An 18,066-nucleotide genomic window follows, 5' to 3' on the forward strand; every position below is an offset into this window, starting at 1 on the left:
GTTCGTAGTGGAACCAGTAGGTATGTCGTTCTCGTCTACCGCAGGAGTCAAGGCTGCGCACAGGACACTGGTAGGCGGTTCGGACAGTGTCGTTCGGGCTGCCATTGACGGTTCACGGTTGGGTACACGCACGGAGAACGTGCGGCGCATGGAGGAGGCATCGGTGGCGGGCGAGTCCCCCGACAGGTCGAAGCAGCGCGAGTCGTCGGAAGAACCGACGTCGGGGAGCACGGGGCCGGTTCCCGGGGCCAGGAGTGAATCCGGCGCCGGGGTACGCGACCCGCGGCTCGCGGTGGCCCGGGACCGGGAGCCCACGGCGCGCGGCGGCGTGGACACGGCGACGCGGGTGTTCTCGCGAGCGGAGCTTCCGGCGGAGGCCGCGGACGCGGACGTCGACGCCGACACCGACGCCGAGGTGGGTGCGGCGGACACGGCCGCGGAGGCCGCCGACGGGCCCGGGGATGCCACCGAGGCCGGCTCGGCCGACGGCACCGACGGATCGGGCAGCACCCGGTTGCGCGCGGCCGTGGCCGCGTGGGTCGCCAGTGCGGACGAGGGCGAGGGGAAGTCCGAAGGCGTCGAGGGTGCCGCCGAGAAGGACGGCCCCGATGCGGACGCGGAGCCGGCCCCGGATGCGGACGCTCCGGCCGACGCCCCTGAGGGCGGCGAGGAGCCCGTGGCGGACGCCGGGGGCGACGCGGGACCCGACGGGCCCTCCGGGGCCGCTGACAGGGTCCCTGGGGCCGCCGGCGGGGCATCCGGCGATGCCGACGAGGACTCTTCTGAGCCGGAGAGTGCACAGGAGAGCGAATCGACGCCCGAGCCGGACTCCGAGTCCGACTCCAAGGCCGCGGTCGAAGGCAGGCCCGAGATCAAGCCCGAGCTCAAGGGGGCGGTCGGTTCGGGGTCCGAGCCGGGCGCGGAGGCCGACATCGCCTCTGCTCTCGACCCTGACCCCGGCGCCGGTGCCAACCCTGACGCCGGCCCCGACCCCAGTGGCGTCCTCGCCCCCAAGCCCCCCGTCGACCAGCCCACCGCCGTTTTCAAGGCCGTACGTCCGCCCGCCGCGCCCCAGGTCGACCAGCCGACGACGATGCTCAAACTGGGTGATCTCCCGGCCGGGAAGGCCAAAGCGGCCGAGAAGCCCGAGGGCGGCGACAAGAGCGGCGACCAGGGTGACGCGGACGCCAAGTCGGACGCCAGGGACGCCAACGGCGAGTCCGTTGCTGAGCGCACCAGCAAATTCGTAGCCCTGAGGCAGCTGGACGACCCGGCCACCCGTAAGCCGCCGCCCGCCACACCGCACGCCGGTACGCCCGTCGCCCAGCCGCCCAAGGCGGCCGCCGCGGATGCCACCGCCGCCATCCCGCAGGTCGGGCCGGAGCGGACGACACAGCAGCCGTTGCCGCCGAAGCCGCCGCTGGACCTGCTGGCGGAGCTGACGAACACCCCGCCGCCCAGGGACACCGCGGTACGGACGATCGCGCGGCGCGTCAAGATCTGGACGCCGGTGGTCATCCTGCTGGCGATCGTCTTTGCAGTCGTACAGACAATGCGTCCGCTGCCGACCCCCGAGCTCACACTGACCGCCAAGGACTCCTACACCTTCGACGGGAAGGCCGCAGCACTGCCGTGGCCGAACGAGGGGCAGGGCTGGATGGATGTCAACGGCATCGGGGCCATGGGGAACTTCGGCGAGCAGACGCCGGTCGCCATCGGGTCGGTCGCCAAGGCCATGACCGCGTACGTGGTCCTCAAGGGCCACCCGCTGAAGGCCGGCGAGGAGGGCACGAAGATCGAGATCGACGCGACCGCCGAGAAGGAGGGCGGTTACAACGCGGACGGTGAGTCGACCCTTCCCACCGCCAAGGCGGGCGACACCCTCACCCTGAAGCAGGCGCTGTCGGCCATCATGATTCCGTCCGCGAACAACATCGCGCGGCTGCTGGCGCGTTGGGACGCGGGGACCGAGGCGGCGTTCATCAAGAAGATGAACGACACCGCCAAGGAACTCGGGATGAAGAACACGACGTACACCGACGCCTCCGGCCTCAAGGACACCACCGTCTCCTCCGCCGAGGACCAGGTGAAGCTGGGCCACGAACTGGTGAAGATCCCGGCGCTGATGGACATCACCAGGCAGCCCTACTGGATCGACCCGTCGGGGCAGCGCTGGCGGAACTACAACGACCTCGTCCCGTACAACGGCGCCATCGGCATCAAGACCGGCACCACCACCGTGGCCGGAGGCAACCTGCTCTTCGCCGGCACCAGGGAGGTCGGCGGTGAGACGGTCACCGTCGTCGGCGCGATCCTCGGCCAGCACACGCCGCCCATCATCGACACCGTCAACGACGTGAGCGAGACGGCGTTGATCGCCGCCCGGGAGGCGCTGCTCTCGTCGAAGATCCTGAAGAAGGGCGACGTCGTCGGGTACGTCGACGACGGGCTCGGCGGGCGTACGCCGGTCGTGCTGTCGAAGGACGTCACGGCGGTCGGCTGGGCCGGACTGAAGGTCGAGCTGTCGTTCGACGCCGCCGACGAACTGCCGCACTCCGCCAAGGCGGGCACCGCGGTGGGCACCCTCACCGTGGGCGACGGCAGCGGCGGCGCGGTGGAGGTACCGGTGCAGCTCCAGAAGGACCTGGTCGAGCCCGGCTTCGACAAGAAGCTGACGCGCGTCGGCTGAGCCGTACGAAGAAGCGGTACGGAGAAGCGGTACGCAGACGGAGCAGGACAAGCGAGAGGCGCTCGCCCCGACCGGGGCGAGCGCCTCTCGCGCTTGTGTCGTCGTTGCTCGTCCTCGTTACTGAGTCTCGTCGGCTTCCATCTCGCACTCCAGCGCCGTCTCCCGGGACGGCCCGCCGTACGCGGAGCTGATCCGGACGTTGCCGGGCTGCTCGACGGTCAGCTTGGTGAACTCGCCGTCGTCCGTCAGGCAGCCGTTCTCCGCCCACAGCCAGGGCGAGTACGCGATCCGTACGGTCACCTCGCCGGCCCTCGGCATCCGGACGACGAGGTTGGCGCCGTCGGAGCTGACCACGGAGGCGGGCTTGTCGACCAGCGGGGTCGCGTTCTTGACCCGGTAGATCTTCCAGTTGGCGTCCTCCCAGACCGGCTGGAGATAGTCCGGCCCGCTGGTCACCAGGGCGTGTTCCAGCTTCGCCGGGCCGTCCGGTTCGCCGTTGACGAGGACGACGAAGCCCACCGCCCACTGGGAGAGCCAGGCCTTGTAGGCCTCGGCGGAGAAGCCGCCCTCGGGCTCCTCGGTGCCGCCGTGGCCCTCGTAGAACAGCCGGCCCCGTTCGACGTCGGCCTGCCGGTTCCAGCCGCGGGCCATGTTGATGTACGGGGCGAGGATGGCGGCCTCGCGGTGGTCACGGGCCGGGACGACCTCGACGCGTGTCTGCTCGGCGCCGAGCCGCTTCAGCTCGTTCACGACGCCGTCCGTCTTGACGGCCCACTCGGGCACCGAGGTGTTGGTGACGATGTCGGCGATCGTCTTGCCGGACAGCCAGCTCACGGCGATAACCATGGCGAGCCCGAGGGCCACCATGCTCCGCCGATGCGTGAACCAGGGCAGCGGCAGGGTCAGCCGGGGAGCGGGGGCGGGGGCGGACACCGGGGCGGCTTCCCCGTCCGGCTCCCTTCCCGGCTCCCCGCCGGGCTCCCTTTCCTGCTCCCCGCCAGGCTCCTGACCCGGCCGCCTCCCCTCGGCCCGGTACATCATGATCGCGAGCAGCGTCGCCGGGGCCGCCAGCTCCGAGAGCCGCTCGACGTTCGTACCGATCGGGGTCGGGATCAGGTAGCAGAGGACCACGCCGGCCGCGTACACCGCGGCGCCCAGCCGCAGTGTGCGCCAGGCACTCGGGGCCGTCAGGACGACGATCGCGCACAGTACGACCGGCAGCCCGATGCGGGCCAACGGCATGGGCTGCTCGCCCTCGAAGGGGAACAGCAGCGTCGTGACGCCCACCACGGCCACCGGAGGCACCAGCAGGGCCGCGGCCCGGCCCCAGTCGCGCGACAGGAAGTAGGCGGCGCCGACGACGAGGGCGAACAGGCCGGCGACGGGGCTGCCGGTGGTCGCCAGCGTCGCGCACACGGCCGCCGCGCCGAGGTGCCGCGCGCTGCGCCCGCTCACCACCGCCAGTACGGCCGCCATCCCGAAGGCGGTGCCCAGCACGAACGTCGAGCGCCCCGAGATCACCTGGCACCACAGCGAGAAGCCCACCGCCATCGCCGGCCACAGCGGTTTGCGCACGCCGGTGCGCGCGACGAGTTCCGCGCCGAAAACCGTGGCCGTGACCCCCGACAGCATGGTGGTCGCCACGACACCTACGGCGGCCATCAGGTACGGGGACATCAGGCTGTAGTTGGCCGCGTGCAGACCGCCGTACCAGAACAGGTTGTATGCGGAGCCCGGGTACATCTTCGCGAACTCGGCCCACGCCACCTGGGCGGCCAGGTCGCCGCCGCCGGTCGCGAACACCGCCCACCAGACGAAGTACAGCGGCACCGCGCACGCCGTCACCGTCAGGGCCACCCGGTGGCGCTCGTGCCACACCTCACGTGCCTGCGTGGGCTTGTCGGCGCGCATGACAGGTCTGCGTGGGGTCAGCTCGGCAAAGGCCACTGCAACTTCCGTTTCGGTTCGACTCGGGCGCGCGCGAATGACTGGCGGGTGTCCGTCCGGTGGAGTCTCTTCGGGGTAGACGCTAATAGCACCCCGGGAGTTGGCTGACAGGGCCCCATGTGACCAGGTGGTGACCGGGGCATGACGGAAAAGAGCCCCATCAGCTTGGGATGGTTCCCCTGGCGGGCGCGACCGGATAATTCCGGCCGCGCCCTTCAGGACAGCTACCAGGATCCGGCATGGACAGCCTTCGGGATTCGGTCAGCACAGCTTTCGGGATCCGGTCAGGACATCTTTCAGGATCCGACGGGGAACGCGATGTCGCACACCGCGTCGTCCGGCCCCGCCGCGTCCCAGTCCGCGAAGTACCCCTCGCGGCACGGCCCCGCCGGTTCGATCCCCTGTTCGGACATCCACCTTTCCACCGCCTCGAACGCCGCGATGATCTGCGGATGGGCCACCTGAGCCTTGGTGATCCGCGTGTACGCGAGCCGCCGGGCCGGTTCCACCCGTACCGCCGTCTCCCAGGCCCGCCCGTGCGTCTGCGCCCAAGCCCGCGCGGCGGCCTCGTCGGCGACCGGGACGCACGACTCGGCCGGACCGTCGCTCTCCATGGACACTTCCGAGTGGTAGACGACGAACGGCGCCGCGGTCACGCCCCCGCACTCCCGGGCCCCCGCCTCCAGCCGCCCCAGCGACGCCCCGATCCACGCGGGCAGCTCATCCGCGAGAGTGTGCCGCGTCTCCGTCAGCACCACCCTCTCGGGTACGTCCGCCGTCTCGACCACGAACTTCCCGTACAACTCGTCCATCTCGGAGCTCCTCCCCGACAGTCGTCCACGGAGGTAGTCGGCGAGTGTGCGCTGGGCCGCGATCCGCGCCTCGACGTCCGCCCAGTAGGCGGCGAGCCGCTCGGCGGCGGCCGGCCCGTCCAGCTCTACGAGACCCACCACTTCGCCGATCAGGGCGAGCGGCATGTCCAGCCGGCGCAGCAGGGCCACCAGTCGGGCGCGTTCGGTCTGCGAGGTGCGGTAGAAGCGGTAGCCGCTCACCTCGTCGACGTGCGCGGGGGCGAGCAGTCCCAGCCGGTCGTACAGCCGCAGGGCCTTGGGCGAGAGCCGGGCCCGTGCGGCGAACGCGCCGATGGTGAGCAGGTCGTCGTCCCCGTAGCCGTCCACACCGACATCCTCCGTCACCGGGCACGGTCGGCCCGGTGACAAGGACGCTCACCCTTGCCCCAGGGACAAGGTCAACCGACTGAACCGGGGCAGTGAACCGGACAGGTCAGCCGATGGCCTTCTCGACCGCGCCCACCAGCTCGTCCGTCTCCGGCTCGGTCTGCGGGGAGAAGCGGGCGACGACCTGACCGTCGCGGCCGATGAGGAACTTCTCGAAGTTCCAGCGGATGTCCCCGGTGTGGCCCTCGCCGTCGGCGAAGCCCACCAGGCGGTCGTACAGGGTGTGCCGGGCGTCCCCGTTGACCTCGACCTTCTCGGTCATGGGGAAGGTCACGCCGTACGTCGCCGAGCAGAACTCGGCGATCTCCTCGGAGCTGCCGGGCTCCTGGCCGAGGAACTGGTTGCAGGGCACCCCGAGCACGGTGAAGCCCTTCTCGGCGTACCGCGCGTGGAGCTTCTCCAGCCCCGCGTACTGCGGGGTGAGCCCGCACTTGGAGGCGACGTTGACGATGAGGACGGCCTTGCCCGCGTACTGGGCGAGGTCCGCGGAACCGCCCGTGAGGGCACCGATCTCGACGGAGAGCGGGGAGTCGGCGGAAGGGGAGGAGGAAGGCGTGGCGTCTGTGGTCATAAACGGATGCTAACTCCGGTAGGTGTCGGGCCCGGCCCCCGCCCCCGAAGCCTTGACCAAGACCTCACCGGCCGCCGTACGTGAGTACAGCACCGACCTCCCGGCCCGCCGCCGCTCCACCAGCCCCGCGTCGAGCAGCACCCGCAGATGCCGCCCGACCGAGCCGAGTGTCTGCCCGGTCACGGCGGTCAGGTGGGTGGTGCTGTGCGGCGAGTCGAGGAGTACGAGCACGGCGGCCCGGGCCGGCCCGAGGAGCGCCCCGAGAGCGGCGGACGCCCCACGCCCACCGCGGTGCTCGGCCAGCACGCCCGCGCACGGGTAGATCACCGCGTACCGCTCCGGCTCCTCCCACGCCACCCACCCCGTTTTCGGCGTCACGGGTACGAAGACCAGCTCGGCGCCGGAGATCTCGCGGGGCGGGTTCGCGTACAGGTTGACGGTGGGGCTGGTGGCGGCGGGGCGGCGGGAGGGGCGCGGGCGGGGTGGAAGCGAGGGCGCGGGTTCGAGCCCGGCGGAGCGGTCGTGCTCCGGTACGTGACCCCTGGCGGTCCCCGGACCGGGTGAGGGATTCCGCGCGCGGGAAGAACTGGGCAGGACATGCGCGGCTCGACCGGCTTGCCAAGGGGGACCTACTCGCATGACGACGCGTGACGAACGTACGGAGAAGACGGAGAAGACGGGGAAGACGGAGAAGACGGACAGGAAGGGCCGGGGAGAGAAGGCGGCCAAGGAGGAAACCCGCGCCGACGACGGGGTCTCCGAGTCCGAACGGCTGCTGTTCGGGGGGCCGTTGCGGTACGACACGGGGTGGAACCAGCACCACGGGTCGTTTCTGGAGCTGGGGCTGCGGACCATGGTCGCGCGGATGCCCCGGCTGATCGGCGCCACCATCCGGCTCGCCCACCGCGCCGACCCGCGCGCCCTGCGCCGGGTCGCCGTCGCCGAGTTGGGCGGGGGAGTGGCGCAGGCCGTCGGGCTCGTGGCCGTCAACCGGGTGCTCACCCACCTGCTCGGCGGCGGCGACACCACCGACCGGCTGCGGGCCGCCGTACCCGCGCTGGTCGTCGTCGCGGTCACCGCGATCGTCGGGGCGCTGCTGCGGTCCGCGTCGACCGCCGGTACCGGGCGGCTGGAGCCCAAGGTGTTCCGGGTGGCGACCGAGGAGTATCTGGAGCGGGTGGCCCGGGTCGAGCTGGCCGCCGTGGAGGACGAGGAGTTCCACAAACTCCTCGACTCCGCCCAGTGGGGGGCCGAGTCCGCACGGCGCATGATCCGGTTCTGTACGTCCGTCATGACCGCGAGCATCGCGCTGGCCGCAGCCGCCGGAGTGCTCACCGTGCTGCATCCGGCGCTCCTTCCCCTCCTCGCGCTGATGACGCTGCCCAGCGCCTGGAGCGCGCTCACCATCGCCCGCCGACGGTACGTCTCCTTCCATACCTGGGTCCAACACGCCCGCGCGGGGCAGCTGTTGGGGCGACTGCTGATCGACACGCAGGCCGCTCCCGAGGTGCGGGTGCACAACATCGGGCCGTTTCTGCTGCGGCACTTCAGGACCATGGCCGAGACGGGTGAGCGGGAACAGACCCGGCTCGCCTCGCTGGCCGCCCGGACGGGGCTGATCGCCTCCGGATGGACGGGCATCGCGACCGCCGGCGCGTACGGCGTGCTCGGGCTGCTGCTGTGGACGGGCGCCATGAACCTGGCCGTCGCCGGTACGGCGGTCATCGCCATCCGGACCGGGTCCGCCAACCTGGAGGCGCTGGTCGTCCAGCTCAACTTCCTCTACGAGGAGAGCCTGTTCGTCGCCGACCTGGAACGGCTGTGCCAGGAGGCGGACCGCCGGCTCATCCCGGACACAGGCCTCCCGCTGCCGCCCCACGTGGACACCATCCGCTTCGAGAACGTCTCCTTCACCTACCCGGGCACGGCCACCGAACCCGCCCTCGACGCGGTGAACGTCACCATCCACACCGGCCGGATCGTCGCGCTGGTCGGCAACAACGGCAGTGGCAAGTCGACCCTGGCCAAGCTGCTGTGCGGGCTGTACGCGCCCGACTCCGGCCGCATCCTCTGGGACGGACTCGACTCCACCGAGCTGGACCGCACCGACCTCTTCGACCGGGTCGCGGTCGTCGCCCAGGACTTCTACCGCTGGCCCTTCACGGCCCGGGTCAACATCGCCATCGGCCGCCCCGACGCCCCGCACGACGACGAACACCTGCGCGCCGCCGCCGAGTACGCGGGCGCCGACGAGACCATCGCCGGCCTGCCCCGGGGGTGGGACACCCTCCTCGCCCGTGGCTACAGGGGCGGCCACCAGATCTCCGGCGGCCAGTGGCAGCGCCTCGGCATCGCCCGCGCCCGGCACCGCGACGCCCGCGTCCTGGTCGTCGACGAGCCGACCAGCGCCCTGGACGCGGAGACCGAGCAGCGCGTCTTCGACCAGATCCGCAGCCTCGCGGCGGCGGGCCAGACGATCATCCTGATCACCCACCGTCTGCACAGCGTCCGGCACGCGGACGACATCTACGTGCTGGAACGGGGCCGCGTCGCCGAACACGGCACGTTCGAGGAGCTGTTGAGGGCCGACGGCGACGGGCCGGGCCTGTTCCGGCGGATGTATCTGGTGCAGTCGGAGCAGTACCGCCTGGACGCCGGACAGTGAGACGGGAAGTGCACCGGACAGTGATCCACATCACAGGATCGTGATGTGGGGAAAGTGAAGGAAGCGTGTCTCGGGGGCGCGTGGGGCTGGCATGCTCATGCATGGCTACCGGGGGGTAACCGTTCCTGTGTGACCCCTGTGCCCCGTCCCGTAATTCGATCGACTCGATCCCGAGGACCCCCACGCGTGCACAAGCTCACCAGACATGCCCTACTGGCGTCGGTCACCGTCGCGGCCCTGCTGACCACAGGCTGCTCCGCAAGCTCGTCGCCGGAGGTGGAAAGCGCGGCCGCGGCTGCGGCCGAGACCCCCGTCGCCGCCTCGACGCCGGAACAACTCGCAGTCGTGCAGGCGCCGTTGGGCAACGCGGCCCCCACGGCCGTGGCAACCCAGGACGCCGCGGAAGCGGGCGACACGGCGCAGAGGTCGTCGCTCAAGGTCGCCTCGTACGACAAGAAGAGCGGGCGGGCGGTCATCGCCGCGAAGCCGGCCGCCCTGCCCCCCTCTTCCCCCTCCGCCTCCGCACCATCCTCGCCCTCGTCCCCCTCGCCCTCCGCGTCGGAGACGACCGCCGCCCCCGTCGCCGTCGGTGACGTCATCGCCAGTGCTCCCGCCCCCGGTGCCCCCGACGGTCTGCTGGCCGAGGTGACCGAGGTCGTCGGCGAGGATGCGAGCGGCGGTACGGAGGTGATCACCAAGTCCGCAGAACTCAGCGACGTACTCGGTGAGAGCACGGCCGAGGGCGAGGTTCCGGTGGACCCGGCCGCCATCGAGGTCGAGCCGCTCGTCGAGGGCGTGAAGGTCTCCTGGGCGAAGACCGGCGACCTCACCTTCGGCCCCGAGGGTGCCAGGCTTCCGCTGGGCAGCCTGCGTATCGACGTGGGCGCCGCCATAGCCACGGCCGAGGGTGCTCCCGCCTCGGCGTCGGCCTCGGTGCAGGGCTTCGTCCAGCTCGCGCCCGAAGTCGCGTTCTCGTACGACGGTTCCGGCAGCGGGACGGGCTCCGCGCCCGGCGGCGCGTTCCTCGGGCTGACCGGTGACTGGGCCTCGCAGTGGTCGCTGAAGGGCCGCGCGGCCGGGACCACCACGACCGACGGCAAGCCCCTGCGCATCCCCTTCGCCGAGCTCCACGCCGACCCCGTCATCTATGCGGGCCCGGTCCCGATCGTCGTCAACCTCGACCTGGTCTGCTACTTCCAGGTCGACGCCGACGGCAAGGTGACCGTCGACGTCGAGCAGGACCTCAAGGGCGACTTCCGCGTCGGCGGCACCTTCTCCTGGAGCAAGGGCTGGACGCCGGTCAGCGAGTCCGCGATGACCGGGACGCCGCTGGACGTGAAGGTCACGGCGACCGGTGACGTCAAGGCGTCGCTGGGCGCCGAGGCGTTCATCGGTCTGTACGGCACCGTCGGCGTCAGCGCCGACCTCGCCCCGTATCTCCGGGTGGAGGCGGACGCCTCGGCGGAGGGATCGAGCGACGGCACGGGCTCGGCGAGCGGCTCCTGGGCCCTGTACGGAGGCGTGGATCTGTCCGGCGCCCTCCATGTCCAGCTGACCATCTTCGGAACGCCGATCTTCCAGCACCGGATTCCGCTGGGGGAGCTGCACGAGGAGTGGCCGCTGGCTAAGGGCGAGGCGACGGCATCGACACCGACGGTGAAACCGGCGGCCTGACGTACGCCTGCTGACCCACCGCGAGGGGCCTTTCCGTCCAGTACCGGACGGAGGGGCCCTTCGGCCATGTGCCTCTGGAGTCAGCCCAGTTGCTTGCTTCCCCGGCCCGGCACAGCCGCCGTGCTGTGCCGGACCACTCCTGTCTCTCTGCCTTGCGGCATCTCGTGCGTAGACCATCCGACGCAGATCTCAGATCTCAGGTCTCAGACGCGCTGAGGCGCGCGCATCCCCGCTCGCACCTGCGCGGCCATCGTGCGCACGGTCGGATCGGGACGGCGTGCCGACCGATCGGGTGCCGTCGGCCCGCAACCGGCAACCGGCAACCGGCAACCGGCGGCCATACCGGCCAGGGACACCGATCGGCAGGATCGCCGTCCCCGGGCCGGCCGGTGGCTCAGAGGATTCTGACCTTGTTTATGTCGACCCCGCCGGGGTGGTTCGGCCAGGTGAAGACGGTCCACTTGTCGATCGCCTGAGCGGGCTGCCAGCTTCCGTCCCCGAGCCCCTGGACGCGGTTGTTGCCGGTCGAGATCCGGCCCACCAGTTCGTGGTGAGCAGGTTGGCCTCACCGGCGTTGGCGTAACACCGCATCTGCGAGTTCTCGCCGGGGCGGTGGATGGTGATCTGCAGGAAGTCGCTCCGGCTGCACGTGCCTTCGTTGATCGCGAACGCGCTCGTCGCGTCGACGGTGAGTGAGGCCGTCACGGCGACGGACGTCAGTCGGCCAGGACCGCCTGTTTGGCGATGTGCTTCATGGGGGCCGTCCACCTTCCAGGAGCAGACGCGGAGCGACCGTTCGAGACGAACTCACCTCACGTGCCACTCCGTTGGGGCGATCCTCGGCCGCCGGCGTGGTAGCTGACCAGCGCGAAAGGACAGAGCTGCCCGAAGGCACGTGAGGAACTGCCTGCCGGTCATCGGCTGCCACCCGGGGGAGGGGTGGCGGTCGAGCGGGTGGACCTGGGGGGCGGGGTGCCGCATGCACGGGGAGGGCCGGGCGCGTGTCCCCTTTGAGGAGCCCTTTCTGTGCAGGCCCTCGGGAAAGATGGTATCGATGGAGATAGTATCTCCATCGATACCATTGCCTGTGGGAGTGTTCTCATGCGCCGTTTCATCGGACGGGACCGCGAGCTGACCGTGCTCCGCAGCGCCTTCCACGCCGTGCAGGACGCCGCCGGGTCGGCCAAACCGGGCCAGTGCATCCTCATGCGGGGAAGACGCCGAGTCGGCAAGTCCAGCCTCGTCGAGGAGTTCCTCCGGCGCACCGAGACGCCCTCCCTCTTCTTCACCGCTGCGGGCGGCACGGCCGAGGACGAGCTGACGGAGCTCCTCGACGCCGCCGCCCGGTCCACGCTCCCTGACCGGGAACTGTTCGCGGAGGAGACCCCGGCTCAGTGGAACGCGGCCTTCAGGCTGCTTGCCGAGGTCCTGCCCGACGACCGGGCGAGCGTGGTCGTCATCGACGAGGTCCCGTATCTCATGGACAGCGTCGACGCCTTCGAGGGCATGCTGCAGAGGGCGTGGGACCGCCTGTTCAGCCGTAAGCCGGTGCTTCTCCTCCTGGTCGGATCCGACCTGTCGATGATGGAGGCGCTCAACAGCTACGACCGCCCTTTCCATCAGCGCGGCCGGGAAATGGTCGTGGGCCCGTTGAACCCGGTCGACATCGGCGAGATGCTCGACCTGGAACCCGCGGCCGCCTTCGACGCCACCCTGATCACCGGCGGCCTCCCGCTGATCTGCGCGGAGTGGCGGCCCGGAGCGGACGTGCGGGAGTTCCTGCGCGACTCGCTCGACAACCCCGTCTCGGCGCTGCTGGTCTCCGCCGAGCGCTCACTGGCCGCGGAGTTTCCGCCACAGGCGATGAGCGGGGAAGTCCTACGGGCGATCGGAACCGGCGAACGCACCTTCACCAACATCGCGCGCGCCGCCGGCGGCATCAGCCACACCACCCTCACCCGGGCCACGGACGTCCTGACCGCCAAGGGGGTGGTAGTGGCCGAGCTTCCCCTCTCCCTACGGCCGTCGAAGGAACGCCGCTACCGGGTGACCGACCCCTACCTGCGGTTCTGGCTCGCGTTCCTGGATCCGCACATGGCGGAGATCGAACGTGGACGAGGGGACCTGACCCTGAGCCGGATCAGGGAGCGGTGGACGAGCTGGCGGGGCCGTGCGATCGAACCCCTGGTCCGGGAATCCCTCGCCCGTCTCCTGCCGGACGGGGTCCTGCCCGCCGCGCCGGCGATCGGCGGGTACTGGACCCGCAGCAACGATGTAGAGATCGACGTCGTGGGCGCCGACCGGCAGCCGGTCGCCAAGGAGTTGCTCTTCCTCGGCTCCGTGAAGTGGCTGGAGAGTGCCCCGTTCGACAACCACGACCTCGCCGCGCTGCAGAAGCACCGGGCTGCGATCACCGACGAGCCCGTACCGCTCGTCGCGGTCTCCCGCAACGGGGTCAGCTGTTCCGGCCTTCAGGCGACCTACGGCCCCGACGAACTGCTCGGCGCCTGGCGCAGGCCCTGACCTTGCGCGCCCTGACCCAGCACAGGTCCCAGGCCCAGCACAGGTCCCAGGCCCGGCACAGGTCCCTGAGACGGGCCCCCTGCCGCCTACCGGAACAGTTCGAACGAGACGTGCCCGGACAGAGCGCCGAGGAAGTCGACCGCGTCGAAGACCGCCCCGGCGGAAGCGACACCGACCGTCCGCGTACGCCCCGCCAGCACCCGCCCCACCGCCTCCACAGCCAGCGGCGCACTCACCGCGTAGATGTCCCGGCCCCGAGCCACCGCGCGCCGTTCAACGCCCCCGGCCCGTACGACGACATCGACGACGAACGTCTGATCGGACCGCCCGTCCTCGTCGACCGCGACCGGCGCCGGGGTGTCGGCCGCCGCCAGGTCCCTCGCCGCCTCGACCGCCATGTAACTGCGCACCTCGGGTACGGCGAGGTGGCTGGGGACGGTGACCACGTCGGCCATGGAGAACTCGCCGATCACCTCCCGGGGCCCCATCGGGTCCGGGAAGGTCCACTTCAGGGTCGGCAGCGCGTTGTCGTGGTACTCCAGCCGCCCTCCGCTGAAACGGACGCGCCGGCCCTCCCTGCGCTCCCGGGAGACCGCCCCCGCGACACGCGTCCCGGCGGTGGGATGCCAACTGCTCAGTCCGTACGCGATGTGCGCCTCGTCGGCCGACGTCCAGTCGCCCATCGCCGCGGTGACCAGCAGGTCGCTGAGGCCGCCGAAGAAGGCCATCGCCGGGATCACCACGGCGTTCGCGGCACGGGCACGCTCCGCGAAGTGCGTGAACGTGTCGAGGTTGGCCTCGATCTCCGCCGCCACGTCCACATACGGGATCCCGGCCCGCAGAGCCGCCTCGATCACCGGCGCGGCGGTCGCGGCGAAGGGCCCGGCGCAGTTGATCACGGCGGTGGCGCCGGCCAGCGCGCGGTCCAGTGAGCCCGGGTCGTCGACCGAGGCCGGCCGGGCGTCGAGCCCCGGGCGCGACGCGGCCAGCTTCCGCAGCTGTTCCGGGTCCCGCCCGGAGAGGACCGGGACGAACCCCCGGTCCAGCAACTCCGCGACCACGAAGCGCCCGGTGTGCCCGTACGCGCCGTACACCGCGACCGCCCGCCCTGACACTGACCCCGATACCGATCCCATGACCACTTCTCCCCGTCGCGTCCGCGTGATCCTCCGCTGACCACCTGCTGCCATCCTGGCGTCGACGCCCGAACCACACGAGTGTCCGGAACGACATGCCCCGTACAATTTCGGACATGGGCACGGACATGGGCATGGGCACGGACACGGGCGCGCACATGGGCACGAGCGCAGGCATGGGTACGGACACGGGTCCCGGCCCACGCACCGTCGCGATCGCCCTCGCCGACGGCATGCTGCACTTCGAACTGGCCATCGCCTACGAGGTGTTCGGCGCCGATCTCTCCCACCTGGCCGCCCCCTGGTACACCGTCGCCCTCTGCGGCCCGGGCCCGGGCCGCGCCGGCCGATTCCTCCTGGAGCCCGACGCGGGCCTCGCCCAACTCCCGTACGCCGACACGGTGATCGTCCCCGGCTGGGCCGACGTCGACCAGGCGCCGCCCGCCGAACTCGTCGAAGCCGTGCGCGCGGCCCACGAGGCGGGAGCGCGCGTCGCCTCCCTGTGCACCGGCGCGTTCGTGCTGGCCGCCGCCGGACTGCTGGACGGGCGGCGCGCGACCACGCACTGGGCGCACACCGGGATCCTGGCCGCCCGTCATCCCCGCGTCGAGGTCGACCCGGACGTGCTGTACGTCGACAACGGCAGCGTGCTCACCTCCGCCGGAAAGGCGGCCTCGATGGACCTGTGCCTGCACCTCGTACGCCTCGACCACGGCTCGGCGATCGCCAACACCGTCGCCCGCCGCCTCGTCGTACCCCCGCACCGGGCCGGCGGCCAGGCGCAGTTCGTCACCGCGCCGGTGCCCGCCCAGGACGACCATCCGCTCGCCGACCTGTTCCCCTGGGCGATCGAACGGCTCGACCGCCCGCTGACCGTCGAGGACCTGGCCCGCCGGGCGAACATGAGCTCGCGCAACCTGGGCCGCCACTTCCGGACGGTCACGGGCACGACCCCGCTGCAGTGGCTGCTGACCCAGCGGATCCGGCGTGCGCAAGAGCTGCTGGAGGCGACAGGCGACAGCGTCGACGCCATCGCGGAGGCCGTCGGCATGGGCACGGCCACGACCCTGCGCCGCCACTTCAACCGCACGATCGGCGTGCCCCCGGACACGTACCGCCGTACGTTCCGCAGTCAGCGCTCCGGCGTCGAATGATGCGCGATGCCTTGACGTGTCCCTGTCGCGGTGGGTTTATGGGAGCGCTCCCACGTTTCCGCTGATGCTGAAGTTTCCTCGCGCTCACTTTCTGGAGTCGCAGTGAGAACAACGAGAAGCACGACACGAGGCACCACGCGAAAGAACCCCGTAACCGTCCTGCTGACCGGGCTCGCCACGATCCTCGGCCTCCTGGTGCTCGCCCCGACCCCCACTCAGGCCCAGGCCGACCCGCCCGGCGCCCTGGCCACCGGCCTCCACATCTCCAACGGCCGCCTCCTCGAAGGCAACGGCAACGACTTCGTGATGCGGGGCGTCAACCACGCCCACACCTGGTACCCGAACCAGACCCAGTCCCTCAGGGACGTCAAGGCGTTGGGCGCCAACAGCGTCCGCGTCGTCCTCGCCGACGGACACCGCTGGACCGAGAACAGCGCCGACGACGTGGCCGCCGTCGTCGCCCAGTGCAAGGCCAACCGCCTGATCTGCGTACTGGAGGTGCACGACACCACCGGCTACGGCGAGGAGGCGGCGGCCGGGACGCTCGACCATGCGGCCGACTACTGGATCGGCCTCAAGAGCGTGCTCGCCGGCCAGGAGAACCACGTCATCATCAACATCGGCAACGAGCCCTGGGGCAACACCGATCCGGCCGGCTGGACGGCCCCCACCATCGCCGCGGTCCAGAAACTGCGTGCCGCGGGCTTCGAGCACACGATCATGGTGGACGCGCCCAACTGGGGCCAGGACTGGCAGGGCGTCATGCGCGCCAACGCCCAGTCGGTGTACGACGCCGACACCACCGGCAACCTGATCTTCTCGATCCACATGTACAGCGTCTTCGACACGGCGGCGGAGATCACGGACTATCTGAACGCCTTCGTCACTGCGGAACTCCCCATCCTGATCGGTGAGTTCGGCGGCCCGGCCGACCAGTGGGGCGATCCGGACGAGGACACGATGATGGCCACGGCCGAGCAACTCGACCTGGGCTACCTGGCCTGGTCGTGGAGCGGCAACACGGACCCGATCCTCGACCTGTCCATCGGCTTCGACCCGAATCAGCTCAGCTCCTGGGGCCAGCGCATCTTCAACGGCGCCAACGGCATCGCCCAGACCTCCGAAGAGGCCACGATCTACGGCGGCGGCACGGGCACCGACACCCAGGCGCCGACCACCCCCGGCACCCCGGCGGCGTCCGGGACCACGGCCACGTCAACCACTCTGACCTGGACGGCGTCGACGGACAACGTTGGCGTCGCCGGCTACGACGTGGTTCGCGTGAGCGGCGGTACGGAGACGACAGCCGCCGCCTCCACCACCAACTCGGTCACGGTGACCGGCCTCACCGCGGCGACCGCGTACACCTTCGCCGTGTACGCACGGGACGCGGCCGGCAACCGTTCGTCCCGCTCCGCCACGGTGAACGTCACCACGTCCCCGGGCGGCGGCAACCCCGGAGCCGGCTGCTCCGTCGCCTACCGGGTCGTCGGCGAATGGCAGGGCGGCTTCCAGGGCGACATCACCCTGCGCAACACGGGCACCACAGCCCTCACCAACTGGACCCTGGGCTTCACGTTCGCCAACGGCCAGACGATCAACAACATGTGGGGCGGTACGCCCACCCAGAGCGGCGGCAACGTGAGCGTCACCCCCGCCTCCTACACGGCCACGATCCCGGCTGAGGGCTCGGTCACCGTCGGCTTCATCGGGGCGAAGGGTGCCACGAACACGGCGCCGACCACCTTCACCCTCAACGGCACTACCTGCGCGACCACTTGATCTGATCTGATCCGATTCGAACCAGTAGCCAGTAGCCAGTAGCCAGTAGCCAGTAGCCAGTCGTCGGAGGGCGGCGTCCCGCAGCCGGAACGCCGCCCTCCGCCCTCGTCGCCTGTCCGTCGCCCCCGGTCCACCGGCCGGGCCCTGCCCGGTGCCGAGCGGCTTGCGGCGGCCGGAGGGATCCCTCCGCACCCACCACCGGGGCGGCGGTCACAGTCCCGCCACCCATGGTGTGAGGCTGGCGCAACCCAGGTTCCCACGGGGTCCAACAGGTCGGAAACCGCCCGCTGCGGCGGTCGCACTGGCTTCGTGACATGAGGGTGTGGACGCCAATCAGGTCGTTGCTCCGCAGTCTCGGCGCAGCCGCCAAGGGCGGTTTCGGCAGAGGCAGTTCAGGGCGCCGCCGCAGCGGCCGAACGGCCCCGGGCGTCGTTCACTGCCCGGCTGGCGCAGCATCAGGGGCCGGGCGGCGGTGGTCATCACGGTCCCGATCTGCCTGCTGCTGACGGTGGCCGGTCTTGCCGTGTACGGCCGCGCGGAGGCCCTCGGTGACGCCCGGACGACCCGCGCCGAGGTCGGCCTCAGCCTGCGGGTGCAGGCGCTGGTGCACCAGCTGCAACGTGAACGCGGCTTGAGCAACGGTCTGTTGGGCGGTGAGGAGGGGTGCCGCACTCCGTTCGCGGCCAC

The 18,066-nt window shown here is 71.0% G+C and carries 11 protein-coding genes and 2 pseudogenes; 7 read left to right on the plus strand and 6 right to left on the minus strand.

The window, feature by feature from the left end; translation table 11 throughout:
• The first annotated feature begins 148 nt into the window (after nt 1-148).
• Nucleotides 149-2,689 carry a D-alanyl-D-alanine carboxypeptidase gene (locus RB628_RS00785; RefSeq protein ID WP_318318282.1) on the plus strand — a complete coding sequence of 847 codons (2,541 nt, stop codon included), beginning with the start codon at nt 149-151 and terminating at the stop codon, nt 2,687-2,689.
• Nucleotides 2,690-2,806: 117 nt separating this feature from the next.
• On the opposite strand, the gene RB628_RS00790 is transcribed toward RB628_RS00785, so the two are convergent.
• The 4 genes and pseudogenes from RB628_RS00790 to RB628_RS00805 all read right to left on the minus strand — a co-directional run.
• Nucleotides 2,807-4,600 (minus strand): hypothetical protein, encoded by a 1,794-nt coding sequence (locus RB628_RS00790; RefSeq protein WP_318318246.1) that lies wholly within the window; start codon nt 4,598-4,600, stop codon nt 2,807-2,809.
• Between the two features lie 332 nt (nt 4,601-4,932).
• Nucleotides 4,933-5,832, minus strand: coding sequence for a MerR family transcriptional regulator (locus RB628_RS00795; protein ID WP_318318247.1), 900 nt, complete (start codon nt 5,830-5,832; stop codon nt 4,933-4,935).
• A gap of 88 nt (nt 5,833-5,920) precedes the next feature.
• Nucleotides 5,921-6,445, minus strand: a complete 525-nt coding sequence (locus RB628_RS00800) for a glutathione peroxidase (RefSeq protein WP_318318248.1) — start codon at nt 6,443-6,445, stop codon at nt 5,921-5,923.
• A gap of 9 nt (nt 6,446-6,454) precedes the next feature.
• Nucleotides 6,455-6,883 (minus strand): annotated as a pseudogene (locus RB628_RS00805) (ArsR/SmtB family transcription factor); the annotation flags it as partial.
• Between the two features lie 415 nt (nt 6,884-7,298).
• Between RB628_RS00805 and RB628_RS00810 the strand changes: the two are divergent.
• Nucleotides 7,299-9,110, plus strand: a complete 1,812-nt coding sequence (locus tag RB628_RS00810) for an ABC transporter ATP-binding protein (protein ID WP_318318283.1) — start codon at nt 7,299-7,301, stop codon at nt 9,108-9,110.
• A gap of 186 nt (nt 9,111-9,296) precedes the next feature.
• Nucleotides 9,297-10,784: a hypothetical protein gene (locus RB628_RS00815; protein ID WP_318318249.1), complete on the plus strand. Its 1,488-nt coding sequence runs from the start codon at nt 9,297-9,299 to the stop codon at nt 10,782-10,784.
• A 394-nt stretch (nt 10,785-11,178) separates the two neighbouring features.
• Here the strand turns inward: RB628_RS00815 and RB628_RS00820 are convergent, their stop codons facing one another.
• On the minus strand, nt 11,179-11,325 hold the full coding sequence (locus tag RB628_RS00820) for a hypothetical protein (RefSeq protein ID WP_318318250.1): 147 nt from the start codon (nt 11,323-11,325) through the stop codon (nt 11,179-11,181).
• Between the two features lie 560 nt (nt 11,326-11,885).
• Between RB628_RS00820 and RB628_RS00825 the strand changes: the two genes are divergently transcribed.
• Nucleotides 11,886-13,307 carry an ATP-binding protein gene (locus tag RB628_RS00825; protein WP_318318251.1) on the plus strand — a complete coding sequence of 474 codons (1,422 nt, stop codon included), beginning with the start codon at nt 11,886-11,888 and terminating at the stop codon, nt 13,305-13,307.
• Nucleotides 13,308-13,393: 86 nt separating this feature from the next.
• On the opposite strand, the gene RB628_RS00830 is transcribed toward RB628_RS00825, so the two are convergent.
• Complete coding sequence (locus RB628_RS00830) at nt 13,394-14,443, minus strand: saccharopine dehydrogenase family protein (RefSeq protein ID WP_318318252.1); 1,050 nt, start codon at nt 14,441-14,443, stop codon at nt 13,394-13,396.
• A 176-nt stretch (nt 14,444-14,619) separates the two neighbouring features.
• Between RB628_RS00830 and RB628_RS00835 the strand changes: the two genes are divergently transcribed.
• The 3 genes and pseudogenes from RB628_RS00835 to RB628_RS00845 form a co-directional block, all read left to right on the plus strand.
• Nucleotides 14,620-15,597 (plus strand): helix-turn-helix domain-containing protein, encoded by a 978-nt coding sequence (locus RB628_RS00835; protein ID WP_318318285.1) that lies wholly within the window; start codon nt 14,620-14,622, stop codon nt 15,595-15,597.
• Between the two features lie 102 nt (nt 15,598-15,699).
• Nucleotides 15,700-17,379: a cellulase family glycosylhydrolase gene (locus tag RB628_RS00840; protein WP_318318253.1), complete on the plus strand. Its 1,680-nt coding sequence runs from the start codon at nt 15,700-15,702 to the stop codon at nt 17,377-17,379.
• A 472-nt stretch (nt 17,380-17,851) separates the two neighbouring features.
• Nucleotides 17,852-18,066 (plus strand): annotated as a pseudogene (locus RB628_RS00845) (histidine kinase); the annotation flags it as partial.

Origin of the sequence: Streptomyces sp. ADMS (genome assembly GCF_033441795.1) — a bacterium.
Taxonomy (GTDB): Bacteria; Actinomycetota; Actinomycetes; order Streptomycetales; family Streptomycetaceae; genus Streptomyces.

Coding starts and splice junctions, on each gene's coding strand:
- RB628_RS00810 (WP_318318283.1), top strand. CDS start 7,299: ATGGTCGCGCGGATGCCCCGGCTGATCGGCGCCACCATCCGGCTCGCC.
- RB628_RS00785 (WP_318318282.1), top strand. CDS start 149: ATGGAGGAGGCATCGGTGGCGGGCGAGTCCCCCGACAGGTCGAAGCAG.
- RB628_RS00790 (WP_318318246.1), bottom strand. CDS start 4,600: ATGCGCGCCGACAAGCCCACGCAGGCACGTGAGGTGTGGCACGAGCGC.
- RB628_RS00830 (WP_318318252.1), bottom strand. CDS start 14,443: ATGGGATCGGTATCGGGGTCAGTGTCAGGGCGGGCGGTCGCGGTGTAC.
- RB628_RS00800 (WP_318318248.1), bottom strand. CDS start 6,445: ATGACCACAGACGCCACGCCTTCCTCCTCCCCTTCCGCCGACTCCCCG.
- RB628_RS00835 (WP_318318285.1), top strand. CDS start 14,620: ATGGGTACGGACACGGGTCCCGGCCCACGCACCGTCGCGATCGCCCTC.
- RB628_RS00825 (WP_318318251.1), top strand. CDS start 11,886: ATGCGCCGTTTCATCGGACGGGACCGCGAGCTGACCGTGCTCCGCAGC.